Below are 13708 nucleotides of genomic sequence, written 5' to 3' on the forward strand. Positions count from 1 at the left end.
GAGATGATTGCATTTACTGCGGCGGAAATCGCCGACATCACCCATGGCCGATTGACCGGAGCTACGGACATCGTGCCCAGCTCCGTCGTCACTGATTCCAGGGAAGCAACCCCCGGCTCCCTCTACGTGGCAAAGCCAGGAGAGCACGCTGACGGGCACGACTTCGTGGACGCCGCTTTCGGACTGGGTGCCGTTCTGGTGCTGGCCGAACGCGACGTCGCCGGTCCGGACGGTACTCCGTATCCCGCCGTCGTGGTGGAGGATGCTGTCCTGGCCATGGGCGCGCTGGCGGCAGAGGCCATCCGGCGTATCCGGGCTGCACGAACTGAACGTGGCGAGGAATTCACGGTGATCGGCATTACCGGGTCCGCCGGCAAAACCACCACCAAGGACCTCCTTGCCGGTGTGCTGTCCGCTGCCGGTCCCACGGTGTCGCCGCAGGGATCCTACAACGGCGAAGTCGGCGTGCCGCTGACCGTTTTCCTGGCCGATACCGACACTCGCTTCCTGGTGATCGAAATGGGTGCCACGGGGATTGGCCACATCAAGTACTTGGCCGACATGGTCAAACCCGACATTGGCGTCGTCCTGGTGGTCGGCACTGCCCACGCAGGCGAATTCGGCGGCGTGGAGAACATCGCCAAAGCCAAGGGCGAGATGGTGGAGGCCCTCAGTGAGCAGGGCACCGCCGTGATCAACCTCGACGACGGACGGGTTGCCGCCATGCGGACCCGCACCAAGGCCAAAGTCCTGGGCTTCACCGCAGCACCTGCCACCACCGAGGAAGTGGAGGCCCGCAACGTCACCGTCAGCCCCGACGGCTTCCCGTGGTTTGACCTGGTTCTTCCCGACGGCGGACCTTCCGTTCCCGTCCGGAGCCGCTTGATCGGTGGCCACCACGTGACCAACTTGTTGGCTGCAGCCTCTGCTGCGTTCGCCGCAGGAATCCCGGCCGCCGACATTGCTGCCTCCCTCAGCTCCCAGTCGGCTGCCAGCCGATGGCGGATGGAGCGGACGGAACGCGAAGACGGCGTCACCATCATCAACGACGCTTACAACGCCAACCCTGAATCCATGCGGGCGGCCCTCCGCACCCTTGCCGACCTGGGACAGGGCCGGCGTACCTGGGCTGTCCTGGGCGCCATGCTGGAGCTCGGTGAAGACTCCATCCGCGAGCACACCGCCGTGGGAACCCAGGTGGTGCGCCTGAACATTTCCCGTTTGGTGGTGGTGGGGCGGGAAGCCCGGGCGCTGTATGTCTCCGCCATCCAGGAGGGATCCTGGGGTGACGAATGCTCCTTTACCGAGACGGTGGAGGAAGCCTACGAACTGCTGAGCAATGAGCTCGAACCCGGAGATTTGGTGCTGTTCAAGTCCTCCAACGGAGTAGGGCTGCGGCATTTGGGGGATCGGATAGCATTACCTCCACGGGCCGAGCCCACCGGAGACAACGCGGCTGACACTGTCGCAAGCGAAGGGAACGAGCTGCTGTGATTGCACTTTTGATCGGCGCCGGCGTCGCCCTTCTGGTTGCCCTGATAGGGACACCGCTGTTTATCAAGTTCCTGGTGGCCAAGAGTTACGGGCAGTTCATCCGCGATGACGGCCCCACCTCCCACCACACCAAACGTGGCACTCCCACCATGGGCGGGACCGTGGTGGTGGCGGCTGTGCTCATCAGCTACTTCGCTACCCACCTGGTGATGTGGATGATGAATCCGCGCTCCCCGGGCCCTTCCGCCTCCGGACTCCTGCTGCTGTTCCTCATGGTGGGCATGGGCTTTGTTGGGTTCCTGGATGACTACATCAAGATTTCCAACAAGCGCAGCCTTGGACTGAACGCACGGGCAAAGCTCATTTTGCAGGCCGCTGTGGGCATCATCTTCGCCATTCTGGTGCTGCAGTTCCCCAACGAGGACGGCCTGCGCCCTGCCTCCACGCAAATCTCCCTGGTCAGGGACATCCCGTGGCTGGACCTCGCCTTTGGCGGCACGGTGGTGGGTGCCATCCTGTTTGTGCTCTGGTCCAACCTGATCATCACTGCTGCCACCAACGGAGTGAACCTCACCGACGGCCTGGATGGCCTGGCGGCGGGAGCCTCCATCATGGTTTTCGGTGCCTACACCATCATGGGAATCTGGCAGAACAACCAGGCCTGTGGATCGCCCAAGGAGGCCGGCAGCGGCTGCTACCAGGTACGCGACCCCATGGACCTTGCACTACTGGCGGCCATCCTCAGCGCCGCCTTGGTGGGTTTCCTGTGGTGGAACACGTCACCGGCAAAGATTTTCATGGGGGACACGGGTTCCCTGGCTATCGGTGGCGCAGTCGCCGCGTTCGCCATCCTTTCCCGGACCGAACTGTTGCTGGCCTTCATCGGAGGCCTGTTCGTCCTCATCACCCTCTCCGTCATCATTCAAGTGGGCTTCTTCAAACTCAGCGGAGGCAAACGGGTCTTCAAGATGGCACCGCTGCAACACCACTTCGAGTTGAAGGGCTGGGCGGAAGTCACGGTAGTTGTCCGGTTCTGGATTTTGGCCGGGCTGTTCGTGGCCGCCGGGCTGGGTATTTTCTACGCTGAATGGGTGGTACTGCTGTGAACGTAAGCCACGGGAATGATCCTGCTGTTGATGCCAGACTCAGTGGACTCACCAGCTGGGATGCCGACTGGAGCGGTCTGCGCGTAGTGGTCACCGGAATCGGTGTTTCCGGTTTCTCGGCCGCGGATACGTTGATTGAGCTCGGAGCCAAGGTGGTGGTGGTGGATGCCGCCACCACGCCAAGGGCTGAGGCCCAGGCGGACACCCTTCGGATCGTCGGAGCCGTTGACGTGCTGTTGGGGGAGGACGCCGTCAAGGACCTTCCCCTGATCGATGGCAAGCTGCCCGAACTGGTGGTGACGTCCCCTGGATGGCGCCCCGACCAGGCATTGCTGGCCGCCGCAGCCCGGAAGCACATCGCCGTATGGGGCGACGTCGAGTTGGCGTGGCGCCTCCGGATCCGTGCCGGCCACAAGACCGCGGACTGGCTGGCCATCACCGGCACCAACGGCAAGACCACTACCGTGGGTATGACCGAATCCATGCTGCAGGCCGCGGGCTTGAAAGCAATCGCCGTGGGCAACGTGGGGACTCCCATCCTGGACGCCCTCAGGGACCCGGTGGATTACGATGCCTTCGCAGTGGAGCTGTCCAGCTTCCAACTGCACTGGAGCCACTCGCTGTCTCCGGTGGCCAGTGTCTGCCTCAATGTGGCCGAAGACCACGTGGATTGGCACGGCTCCTACGAGTCCTACCTTGCAGACAAAGCCAAGGTGTACCGGAATACCCAAAAAGCCGCCGTCTACAACGCCGAGCAAATCGAGACCGAACGCATGGTGGAAGATGCGGACGTCATCGAAGGCTGCAGGGCCATCGCCTTCACCACCAACACGCCGGCCATCAGCATGGTGGGCGTCGTTGACGGGTTGTTGGTGGATCGCGCCTTCATTGCCGAACGCAAGGACTCTGCCGCCGAACTCGCATCCATGACGGATCTGGGTCCGGTGGCGCCGCGCCACATGGTTGCGAACGCCTTGGCCGCAGCGGCCCTGGTCCGTGCCTACGGCGTTGAGCCCGCGGCTGTGAAGCAGGGACTGGCTGCCTTCCTCCCTGGAGCCCACCGGATCCAGCTGGTTGCCAAGCACCATGACGTGTTGTGGATCAACGATTCCAAGGCCACCAACCCCCACGCCGCGTCTGCGGCACTGTCCGCGTTCCAGCGGGTTGTCTGGATAGCGGGTGGACTGTCCAAGGGCGTCAACTACGACGACCTCGTCAAAGAGCACGCCAAGCGTCTCAAGGCCGTGGTGCTGATCGGCACCGACACTGAGGCCCTGGAAGGCTCGCTCCAGCGACACGCAGCGGATGTCCCCGTGATCAGCCAGACCAAGGGCCACACTGAAGAGGTGGATACCGCTGCCGGTGGCGCCTCTTCGCCAATCCATGGTGAGGCTGTCATGGCCCAGGCCGTTGCCGCGGCAGCTCAAGCAGCTGCTCCTGGTGACACCGTTCTCATGGCCCCGGCAGCTGCGTCCATGGATCAGTTCTCTTCCTACGCTCACCGTGGCGACGCTTTCGTCCAGGCAGTTCGCGAGCTTGTGGAAGGGCAGGCATCGACCACCGAGGAGTAACATTGGTCAGCACGCCCACCCGCACCCTCGGCAAAGCGCCGCGGGGCGGAAAGCCCGGAGCAAGCAAGGCCGGGGAAAAGAAGCCGTCCGGCCTTCGCCGGCACTGGCGGCGCTTTTGGGAGAGCCTGGAGGGCAAGGACAAAGCCCCCAACAGTTCCACCTATTACCTCATTCTTGGTTGCTCACTGGCGCTGACGGCCATCGGCATCATGATGGTTCTTTCCGCCTCCAGTGTTGAGGCCATCGCCGCGGGCAAGTCACCCTATGCCGACGCCCTCAAGCAGGCCGTGTTCGGTTTGATGGGCGCCGCAGCCATGTACGTCATTTCGCGCACCAACGTGAACTGGATGAAGCGCCTGTCCTGGTGGGCATTTGGCGTTGTGGTAGTTCTTCTGGCACTGGTGCAGGTCATGGGCAACAGCGTCAATGGCAACAAAAACTGGGTGGATATTGGCGGCGTAACGCTCCAGCCCTCGGAAATGGCCAAGCTGGTTCTGTGCGTTTGGATCGCCGCTGTTCTTGCGCGCAAGCAGAAGCTGCTGCACAGCTGGAAGCACGTCATCATCCCCGTTGTGCCGGGCGCAGGCCTGGTCATTGGCCTGGTCATGCTGGGCAACGACCTCGGTACTGTGATCGTGATTGCTGCCATCGCGGCCGCAGGACTCTACTTCGCAGGCGTGCCCGGCAAGATGCTCGCCATCGCCGGGACCATCGCCACTGTCGGCGCTGTTGCGGCTACCGTCAGCAGCGCCAACCGCATCTGCAGGATCACCTCGTGGCTGGGCAATCCCTCAGCTCAATGCACTGAGCAATTCGACTTCGACTTCCAGTCCACCAACGGCATGTACGGCCTGGCGCAGGGAAGCTGGACAGGGCTGGGACTGGGACAAAGCCGGCAGAAGTACAACTGGCTTCCTGAAGCCCACAACGACTTCATCTTTGCCATCATCGGTGAGGAGCTGGGGCTGGTGGGCACCATCGTGGTGCTGGCACTCTTCGCCATCCTCGGCATCGCCATCTTCCGTGTGGTGGTCCGGCAGACAGATCCCTTCCAGCGGACTCTGGCCGGCGGCATCATGGTGTGGCTCCTTGGCCAGGCGAGCATGAACATGGCCGTTGTCACCCAGCTGCTGCCCGTGGTGGGTGTTCCCCTGCCCTTCATCTCCTACGGTGGCTCGGCGCTGGTAATGTCACTGTGCGGTGTGGGCGTGGTTCTGTCCCTGGCCAGGGGCCAGCTGCCTCCACAGCAACGGCCTGGATTCCTGCCGCGACGATCTCCCAAACCCGCACGAAAGCGTACCTAGTTCCTGATGACTTCTGAATCAACCCCTGCCCGCAAACCGTTGTCGGTGGTCCTCGCCGGTGGCGGAACGGCCGGTCACGTCAGCCCGCTCCTGGCGATCGCCGATGCCTTGAGGGAAAGGCGTCCCGACGCGTCCATCATGACGGTGGGAACGCCGTCGGGCATGGAGACCCGGCTGGTGCCGGCTGCCGGCTACGAACTCTCCACCATTGACAGGGTGCCCTTTCCGCGGCGGCCCTCGGCGGATCTTTTCAAGCTTCCCGGCCGGTTGGCAGCAGCGGTGAAGCAAGCCTCGCGCATCCTCGAGGAAGCCCGCGCGGATGTCCTGGTAGGTGTTGGCGGCTACGTGTGTACACCGATGTACCTTGCCGCGCGCAAGCTCCGGATTCCCATGGTCATCCACGAGGCCAATATGAAAGCAGGGCTGGCCAATCGGGTAGGTGCACGCTTCACCGAACGGGTGGGGGTCGCCTTTGCCGGCACCCGGATCCGCGGCGCCCGCCATGTGGGGATGCCCATGCGCAGGGCCATCTCGGAACTGGACCGGCCGGCACAGGCGCTGGAGGCCAAAACGTCTTTGGGGCTGGATCCCCAACTGCCCACACTCATCGTGACCGGCGGTTCTTCCGGGGCCCTGAGCATCAACCGTTCCATCGCGGCGTCGTTGCCGGCGTTGGCCGCAGCGGGCATCCAGACCCTGCACATCACCGGCACCGGTAAGCCGGTGCTCTCCGACGACGGCGGGTTGCTGGTGGCCGACGGGTACCGGCAGGTGGAGTACGTGGACGGCATGGAGAACGTGTACGCCGCAGCTGACCTTCTCCTCGCCCGCGCCGGCGCCGGAACCGTCAGCGAAGTCGCCGCAGTCGGCGTACCCGCCGTGTTCGTTCCGCTGCCCATCGGCAACGGCGAGCAAGCCCTGAACGCGGCGCCCTTGGTGGACGCCGGTGGCGCCCTCATGGTGGAAGACAAAGACCTCACCCCGGCCTGGATCGAGGACGGACTGATTCCACTGTTGTTGAATGGTTCGCGGCTCGACGACATGGCCCGCCGGGCCGAGGCCCTGGGTATCAGAAACGCCGATCAGCGCATGGTTGATCTTGTCCTGGAAGCGGTATCAGCATGACCTCAAGCAATGGCACCTTGGACTCCCTGGGCCGTGTCCACTTCATTGGCATCGGGGGAGTAGGCATGTCCGCAGTAGCGCGGATCATGGTGGCCCGCGGAGTGCCCGTCAGCGGAAGCGACGCCAAGGACCTGCCTGTGATGCATGACCTTGCTGCAGCGGGCGCCCGCATCGCCGTGGGTTATGGACCCGCTAATCTTGGCGACGCGCAAACAGTTGTTGCGGGCTCAGCCATTCGCGACGACAATCCGGAACTGGCCGCAGCACGTGCTGCGGGCCTTTCCGTGCTGCACCGCTCTGAAGCCCTTGCTGCCACCATGGCCAACCACAGGGTGGTGACCGTGGCGGGTACCCACGGGAAATCCACCACCACGTCCATGGTGGCCGTCCTGCTCAAGGAATCGGGCCTGGATCCCACCTACGCCATCGGGGCCAATGTGCCGTCGCTCGGCGTCAACGCCGCCCATGGAGACTCCGACATCTTCGTTGCGGAAGCCGACGAATCCGATGGCTCCTTCCTGAACTACCGGCCTCTGGTTGCCGTGGTGACCAATGTGGAAGCCGATCACCTGGACCACTACGGGACCCCTGAGGCTGTCTTTGCCTCCTTCGACAACTTTGCGGCCCTCCTGCCCGCCGATGGCGTGCTGCTGGCATGCGCCGATGACCCCGGCGCATTCGCCCTGGCCCAAAGGACCGCCGAGAACGGACACACCAAGGTGCGCACGTACGGAACGGCGCCGGGTGCGGACGTGCTGCTGCACGACGGCGGTCCGGGTGACGTTGCGGTGTCGGTTGGCGACGAAACGTTCATCCTGGAACTCCAAGTGCCCGGGCGGCACAATGCCTTGAACGCAGCGGCTGCCTTCGCCGTCGCTCTTGAACTCGGCGTGGACCCCCAGGCCGCAGCGTCGGCCCTGGGACACTTCACCGGGGCATCCCGCCGATTCGAACTCAAGGGCCAGGGAAGGGGCGTCCGGGTATACGACGACTATGCCCATCACCCCACCGAGGTCCGTGCTGCACTGTCCGCCGCCCGCTCCGTGGCCGGTGAACACAAGGTCCACGTCCTTTTCCAGCCGCATCTTTTCTCGCGCACGCGGGAATTCGCCGCTGAATTTGCCGAAGCCCTGAATGCTGCCGACACGTCGCTGGTGCTGGACATCTACCCGGCCCGTGAGGATCCGATCCCGGGTGTCAGCAGTTCCCTGATCGCGGACCACCTTACTGCCGGAGCTTTGGTGGCCCCCGGGGACGCTGTTCGCGGGCTTGTGGACGTTGCCGGGGACGGAGACGTCATCCTGACAGTAGGTGCAGGAGACGTGACGGCCTATGGTCCATTGATCGTGGAGGCTCTGAGTGCCTAGCACCCGGAAACCCACTTTGCGGACCGGGACTGCTCCTGCTTCCCAATCCCCGGACCCATCGCGGCCCAAGGATACGGACGCCGTCATCAGCGCCGAGCGTCCGTTGGAAACAGGGGAGCGGCAGCCTTCAAAGCCGGCGACGACCGGTGGGCAGACCAAGGCTTCGAAGCCTTCCACGTCTTCCACACCTTCCAAGGCCGGTGGAGCAGCTGCTTCCGGCAATGTCATCGCTTTTCCCGAACCGAAGCGTAAACGCCAACGGCGCGTGGTCCTGTGGACCCTGCTGGTTGTGACGGGACTGGTAGCGGCCATCATCGCAGGAGCGGTCTTTTCGCCCGTGCTGGCCGTGAAGACGATTTCAGTGGACGGCACCAAGCTGCTGGCCCCCGACGCCGTGCAGAAGGCGCTGTCCAGCCTCCAGGGGAAGCCCCTTCCGCAGGTCAGCGAGCAGGAGATCAACGAGCTCCTGAAGCCCCTGGTCCAGGTGAAGTCGGCAACCATGGAGGCGCGGCCGCCGTCGGAACTGTTGGTCCATGTGACCGAGCGTGTTCCGGTTGCGTTGCTGAAGCAGGGCGACACGTTTGTGATGGTGGACGTCGACGGTGTCCAGTTGGGAGCCACCAAGGACCTCACCACAGTGGCGCTGCCGTTGATCGATACGGGGTCAGGGGCCAACAACCCGGACCTGTTTGCCGCGATCACTGCCGTACTGGACACCCTGCCGGCGGATGTCCTGGCCAGGATGTCCACGGCATCTGCAGCATCTCCGGACGCGGTGGAACTGAAGCTTGTGGATGGAAAGACGGTAGTCTGGGGCAATGCCGAGGAGAAGGAACTGAAGGCCAAGGCGCTCGAGGCATTGTTGAAGATGCCCGAGGATCCGAAGGTTCCGGTGCGCGTCTACGACGTCAGCGTTCCACGCCATCCATTCACCAAGTAGGGCATTGAAATTTAGTAACCCGGGCTGTCGGTGGCCTTAATTCGGGACATTCAAGCGACACGCGCAAGCGGTCATTGCATGTGCGAACCAGAGGAAATACCGTCGCAGTTAGAGTTACTTGACATAACTATAACCTTCAACTAGAGGGTTAAGGTCCAAGTATTCAAGTTGGACTCGATCAGTTTCGCTATAGGACACAAGCAAGGGGCACGAAACGTGGCAGCACCGCAGAATTACTTGGCCGTCATCAAGGTCGTCGGCATCGGCGGCGGTGGCGTGAACGCAGTCAACAGGATGATCGAGGTCGGCCTTCGGGGCGTCGAGTTCATCGCCATCAACACGGACGCGCAGGCGCTGCTGATGAGTGACGCCGACGTGAAGCTCGACGTCGGACGCGAACTCACCCGCGGCTTGGGTGCAGGAGCGAACCCTGAGGTCGGAAAGCAGGCCGCCGAGGATCACGCCGATGAGATCGAAGAGGTTCTTCGCGGCGCCGACATGGTCTTTGTGACCGCAGGCGAAGGCGGTGGCACCGGTACGGGTGGCGCACCCGTTGTTGCCCGCATTGCCCGTTCTCTGGGTGCCCTGACCATCGGTGTGGTAACCCGCCCCTTCACCTTCGAAGGCCGCCGTCGCGCAGGCTCCGCCGAAGCTGGAATCGACGCCCTGCGTGACGAAGTTGACACGCTGATCGTGATCCCCAACGATCGCCTTCTCTCCATCAGCGATCGCAACGTCTCCGTTCTTGATGCCTTCCGTTCGGCGGACCAGGTGCTGCTGTCCGGCGTTCAGGGCATTACCGACCTGATCACCACCCCGGGTTTGATCAACCTGGACTTCGCCGACGTGAAGTCGGTCATGCAGGGTGCAGGCTCGGCCCTCATGGGTATTGGCTCGGCCCGCGGCGAAGACCGCGCAGTCAAGGCAGCAGAGCTGGCTATTGCTTCGCCTCTGCTGGAAGCCTCCATCGATGGCGCACACGGCGTTCTGCTCTCCATCCAGGGCGGCTCCGACCTCGGTCTGTTCGAGATCAACGAGGCCGCACGCCTGGTTCAGGAAGTTGCCCACCCCGAGGCCAATATCATCTTCGGTGCAGTCATTGATGATGCCTTGGGTGACGAGGCCCGCGTGACTGTGATCGCTGCCGGATTCGACGACGTCAAGGCAACCTCGCCGTCCATGGACCAGTCACGGCCGGCCCAGAACCCTGTACCGTCCGAGCGTCCTGCCGCTCCGAGCTCCGCGCCTTCCAGTGCTGCTGCCCCGCAGCACGCCACGGCCGGTATCGGTTCTGCAGGCCTGAGTAACTGGGGACAGCAGCGCCCGTCCGCTTTGCCCGCCGACTCGGGATTCGACGTCGATCTTCCCGCCGTTGTGGAGCCGGACCTTTCCGGAAGCCGCTCAGATGACCTGGACGTCCCCGACTTCCTGAAGTAAACAGCCTCAGGAGTCATTGCTGGTGTTCTGCTGGCATAACGAGGTAGTTCCCGGCGTTTCTGTAGCCTTTACGGATACAGGCGCCGGGAATCTGGCTCTCCACGTGGGGGATGACCCCCGGGCAGTGGCTGAACGCCGCGATCACTTGGACCGCACTGCCGGGCTGGGCGGGAGGTCCTTCCAATATATGAACCAGGTCCACGGCAACGCTGTGGAGTTCATCGCCAGCTACGGACCAGGACCTACGGTGGACGCCATGGTCTCCGCAGCCACCCACCTCCAAGGGGCGCCCCAGCCCTTGGCCGTGATGGTGGCGGACTGTGTGCCCATCGTGTTCGTGGGAGCAGACACCGACGGCCAACCCATTACGGGAGTGGCCCATGCAGGACGGCCCGGGGTGGCCTCGCGGATTGTCCCCGCGACTGTTGCAGCACTGCGCGGCCGCGGTGCTCTGGACATCAAAGCCTGGCTGGGACCATCCATTTGTGGCTCCTGCTACGAGGTTCCCGAACAATTGCGGGACGACGTAGCGGCGGTAGTCCCCGCGGCACGGTCAACAACCTCCTGGGGGACTGCCTCCCTTGATTTGCCCGCGGGAGTCCGGTCCCAGCTGGCCGAGCTGGAGGTGCCCGTGCTGTATTCGGGCGAATGTACTCTCGAGAACAAGGATCTTTTCTCCTACCGAAGGGATCCACGGACAGGTCGATTTGCAGGTTTGGTGTGGACGCATGAGTAATAACGGGCAGGACGAACGCTCGTCCCATTTGTCGGAACGGCTCAAAGTGGTGGGTCGGCGGATCGAAGCGGCAACTGCAGCAGCGGGCCGGACCAGCCCCCCTGAACTCATCGTGGTCACCAAATTCCACCCTGCCGCTGACGTCCGTCGTCTGGCGGCATTGGGCATCAGGAACGTAGGCGAGAACCGTGACCAGGAAGCGGCAGCCAAAGCCGGTGAACTGGTTGATCTGGACCTCCAGTGGCATTTCATCGGCCAGCTGCAAAGCAACAAGGCCAAATCGGTGGTCAAGTACGCCTCCTCGGTCCAGTCTGTGGACCGCGTTCCTTTGGCGGATGCCCTGGGGAAAGCCATGGCCCGTGAGCAGGAAACCACGGGCAGGGAAGACCTGGACTGCTTTATCCAGGTCAGTTTGGACCACGACGCCGGTACGCACCGCGGCGGGGCGGCCCCCTCCGACGTCGAGGCTCTTGCGGACCGGATCGCTGCGACGGCGGGCCTCCAACTCAAGGGGCTGATGGCGGTGGCGCCGTTGGGCAGCGACCCCGGGGCGGCGTTCGAGCTCCTGGCTGGCATCTCCTCCACGCTCGTGGCGATCCACCCTGAGGCTGTGGCCATTTCCGCCGGCATGAGCCAGGACTTGGAAGCGGCCATAAAGTCCGGGGCGACACACCTGAGAATTGGCTCCGATATTCTCGGATCGCGCCCGGCCGTGGGGTAGCGTCAAAGTATTGGAATGACGGGCCGGCGTTCCGATGTGTCAAGTCATGGCGGCCCGCCTACTGCAGAAACGATAGGAGTGCACCATGGCTGGCGCTCTGCGCAAGACAATGATCTATCTTGGGCTCGCCGACGGCGATGAACACTACGAATCTGAGCAGGCGGTTGCCTCGCACACCGACGAAGAACGCCCCCAGGCACAGGATCGGGAGGAGCGCCGCGCGCCCGCTCCCGTCCGGGAAGTTGTCCGTGAAATGCCCACCGTTGAAGCCGAAGAGGAATACCGCGCACCTGTGACACCGATTAAGCGTGCGGCGTCCAGCCGCGAAGACGCCTCTGGCTTGAGGCAGATCACCACGGTTCATCCCCGCTCCTACAATGACGCGAAGGTCATCGGTGAAAGTTTCAGGGACGGTATTCCCGTGATCATGAACGTCACCGATATGGGGGAAGCTGACGCCAAGCGTCTGGTTGATTTCTCCGCCGGCCTGGTGTTTGGGCTTCACGGCAGCATAGAGCGGGTCACCAACAAGGTGTTTCTGCTGTCTCCGTCTTACGTTGAAGTCATCGGCGATGACAAGAAGGCCAGCGAGACGCAGGCCAGCTTCTTCAACCAAAGCTGACAGATTATTTCGACAGATGCCAGGCGGGTTCACCTGCCTGGCATCTGTGTTGCAATAGTAGGGACCGATTGACATTCCGGAACAAGTGGGAGATCTGAGCTAACTCGTGGGCATTGTTTTCGGCCTTATCTACATAGTGTTGTTGGTGTTCTTCATTGCCCTGATCGTCCGCCTCGTTTTCGAATGGGTGCAGATGTTCGCTCGCCAATGGCGTCCGAGGGGTGTGGCGTTGGTTACAGCCCATCTGGTCTACTCCGTGACGGACCCGCCGTTGAAGGGGCTCCGCAGGCTCATACCTCCGCTTCAACTCGGGGGAATTTCACTGGATCTGGGCTTTCTGATCCTGATTATTGCCGTCAGTATTGCCATGAACGTGGCTGCCGGCTTGGCATAACTGCCAGCGGAACCTGGGCCACCGATGGTTCACAGGCCGCAAATTCGCCAATTCAACACGATGGTGTTGAATTGGAGGAACAAGATGTTATTTAGGTACCGTAGTTTTGAACGGCCGGAAGGCCTACTGACTAACTAGACCAACGAGGTGACCAGATGGCTTTGACGCCAGAAGACGTTGTCAACAAGCGCTTTCAGCCGACCAAGTTCCGCGAAGGCTACGACCAGGACGAGGTAGATGACTTCCTCGACGAGATCGTGGTGGAACTCCGCCGCTTGAACCAGGAAAACGATGAGCTTCGCAAGAAGCTTGGCGAGTCCGGTTCGGCTGTTCCCGCTGCAGCAGCTGCAGCCCCCGTGGTTGAGAAGGTTCCCGCTCCGGTCAAGGTTGACAAGGAAGCCGAGGCAAAGGCGGAAGCTGAGGCCAAGGCCGCCGAGGCGGCCAAGAAGAAGGAAGCAGAGCAGGCTGCAGCAGCAGCTTCAGCTCCCAAGGCTCCTGCGGCATCCAACTCCCACACTGCTTCGGCAGAGTCGGCTGCAGGCCTGCTTGCCATGGCACAGCAGATGCACGACAAGCACGTTGCTGACGGTGCACAGCAGAAGGAAAAGATCATTGCAGAGGCACAGATCGAGGCTTCCAGCCTCGTGAACGATGCCCAGGAGAAGTCCCGCAAGATTCTTGGTGCCCTGGAGCAGCAGCGTTCAGTCCTGGAGCGCAAGGTGGAGCAGCTCCGCGGCTTCGAGCGCGACTACCGCTCACGCCTGAAGGCCTACATCGAAGGCCAGCTGCGCGACCTTGACGCCCGTGGTTCTGTCGCTGCCCCTGAGGTGGGCGAAGCAACCGCTGACGTTTAGCAAGTATTCTGAAAGCCGGTGGCTGAGGACTCCTCGG

13 protein-coding genes are annotated in these 13708 nt (G+C 62.8%); all 13 read left to right on the forward strand.

What is annotated here, in order from left to right; all coding sequences use genetic code 11:
- The first annotated feature begins 3 nt into the window (after positions 1-3).
- The 13 genes from JOE60_RS07500 to JOE60_RS07560 all read left to right on the forward strand — a co-directional run bounded on the left by JOE60_RS07500 (position 4) and on the right by JOE60_RS07560 (position 13671).
- Positions 4-1494, forward strand: a complete 1491-nt coding sequence (locus tag JOE60_RS07500) for a UDP-N-acetylmuramoyl-tripeptide--D-alanyl-D-alanine ligase (protein WP_167269406.1) — start codon at positions 4-6, stop codon at positions 1492-1494.
- Positions 1491-2600: a phospho-N-acetylmuramoyl-pentapeptide-transferase gene (gene mraY, locus JOE60_RS07505; RefSeq protein ID WP_167269409.1), complete on the forward strand. Its 1110-nt coding sequence runs from the start codon at positions 1491-1493 to the stop codon at positions 2598-2600. The genes JOE60_RS07500 and mraY overlap by 4 nt, the downstream gene beginning before the upstream one ends.
- Positions 2582-4171 (forward strand): UDP-N-acetylmuramoyl-L-alanine--D-glutamate ligase, encoded by a 1590-nt coding sequence (gene murD / locus JOE60_RS07510; protein WP_167269411.1) that lies wholly within the window; start codon positions 2582-2584, stop codon positions 4169-4171. Before mraY ends, murD begins: the two co-directional genes overlap by 19 nt.
- Before the next feature lie 2 nt (positions 4172-4173).
- Positions 4174-5475 (forward strand): putative lipid II flippase FtsW, encoded by a 1302-nt coding sequence (ftsW, locus tag JOE60_RS07515; RefSeq protein WP_167269413.1) that lies wholly within the window; start codon positions 4174-4176, stop codon positions 5473-5475.
- A 6-nt stretch (positions 5476-5481) separates the two neighbouring features.
- A complete protein-coding gene (gene murG / locus JOE60_RS07520; protein ID WP_167269415.1) occupies positions 5482-6600 on the forward strand; it encodes an undecaprenyldiphospho-muramoylpentapeptide beta-N-acetylglucosaminyltransferase in 1119 nt (372 codons plus the stop codon).
- Complete coding sequence (gene murC, locus JOE60_RS07525; RefSeq protein WP_167269417.1) at positions 6597-7967, forward strand: UDP-N-acetylmuramate--L-alanine ligase; 1371 nt, start codon at positions 6597-6599, stop codon at positions 7965-7967. Before murG ends, murC begins: the two co-directional genes overlap by 4 nt.
- Complete coding sequence (locus JOE60_RS07530) at positions 7960-8907, forward strand: cell division protein FtsQ/DivIB (RefSeq protein ID WP_167269420.1); 948 nt, start codon at positions 7960-7962, stop codon at positions 8905-8907. Before murC ends, JOE60_RS07530 begins: the two co-directional genes overlap by 8 nt.
- A 216-nt stretch (positions 8908-9123) precedes the next feature.
- Positions 9124-10344: a cell division protein FtsZ gene (ftsZ, locus tag JOE60_RS07535; protein WP_167269422.1), complete on the forward strand. Its 1221-nt coding sequence runs from the start codon at positions 9124-9126 to the stop codon at positions 10342-10344.
- Positions 10345-10366: 22 nt separating this feature from the next.
- Positions 10367-11080, forward strand: a complete 714-nt coding sequence (locus JOE60_RS07540) for a laccase domain-containing protein (protein WP_167269424.1) — start codon at positions 10367-10369, stop codon at positions 11078-11080.
- Positions 11073-11801, forward strand: coding sequence for a YggS family pyridoxal phosphate-dependent enzyme (locus JOE60_RS07545; RefSeq protein WP_167269426.1), 729 nt, complete (start codon positions 11073-11075; stop codon positions 11799-11801). Before JOE60_RS07540 ends, JOE60_RS07545 begins: the two co-directional genes overlap by 8 nt.
- Before the next feature lie 85 nt (positions 11802-11886).
- Positions 11887-12423, forward strand: a complete 537-nt coding sequence (locus tag JOE60_RS07550; RefSeq protein WP_167269428.1) for a cell division protein SepF — start codon at positions 11887-11889, stop codon at positions 12421-12423.
- Between the two features lie 106 nt (positions 12424-12529).
- Positions 12530-12817 carry a YggT family protein gene (locus JOE60_RS07555; RefSeq protein ID WP_167269430.1) on the forward strand — a complete coding sequence of 96 codons (288 nt, stop codon included), beginning with the start codon at positions 12530-12532 and terminating at the stop codon, positions 12815-12817.
- A gap of 155 nt (positions 12818-12972) precedes the next feature.
- Positions 12973-13671, forward strand: a complete 699-nt coding sequence (locus JOE60_RS07560) for a DivIVA domain-containing protein (protein ID WP_167269432.1) — start codon at positions 12973-12975, stop codon at positions 13669-13671.
- Positions 13672-13708 lie beyond the last annotated feature (37 nt).

The organism is Paenarthrobacter ilicis (genome assembly GCF_016907545.1).
Classification (GTDB): domain Bacteria; phylum Actinomycetota; class Actinomycetes; order Actinomycetales; family Micrococcaceae; genus Arthrobacter; species Arthrobacter ilicis.

Bases quoted from the DNA above. Each gene is read 5' to 3' on its own strand.
- JOE60_RS07500 (WP_167269406.1), top strand. From the start codon at position 4: ATGATTGCATTTACTGCGGCGGAAATCGCCGACATCACCCATGGCCGA.
- murD (WP_167269411.1), top strand. From the start codon at position 2,582: ATGGGTGGTACTGCTGTGAACGTAAGCCACGGGAATGATCCTGCTGTT.
- murG (WP_167269415.1), top strand. From the start codon at position 5,482: ATGACTTCTGAATCAACCCCTGCCCGCAAACCGTTGTCGGTGGTCCTC.
- murC (WP_167269417.1), top strand. From the start codon at position 6,597: ATGACCTCAAGCAATGGCACCTTGGACTCCCTGGGCCGTGTCCACTTC.
- JOE60_RS07545 (WP_167269426.1), top strand. From the start codon at position 11,073: ATGAGTAATAACGGGCAGGACGAACGCTCGTCCCATTTGTCGGAACGG.
- JOE60_RS07550 (WP_167269428.1), top strand. From the start codon at position 11,887: ATGGCTGGCGCTCTGCGCAAGACAATGATCTATCTTGGGCTCGCCGAC.
- JOE60_RS07560 (WP_167269432.1), top strand. From the start codon at position 12,973: ATGGCTTTGACGCCAGAAGACGTTGTCAACAAGCGCTTTCAGCCGACC.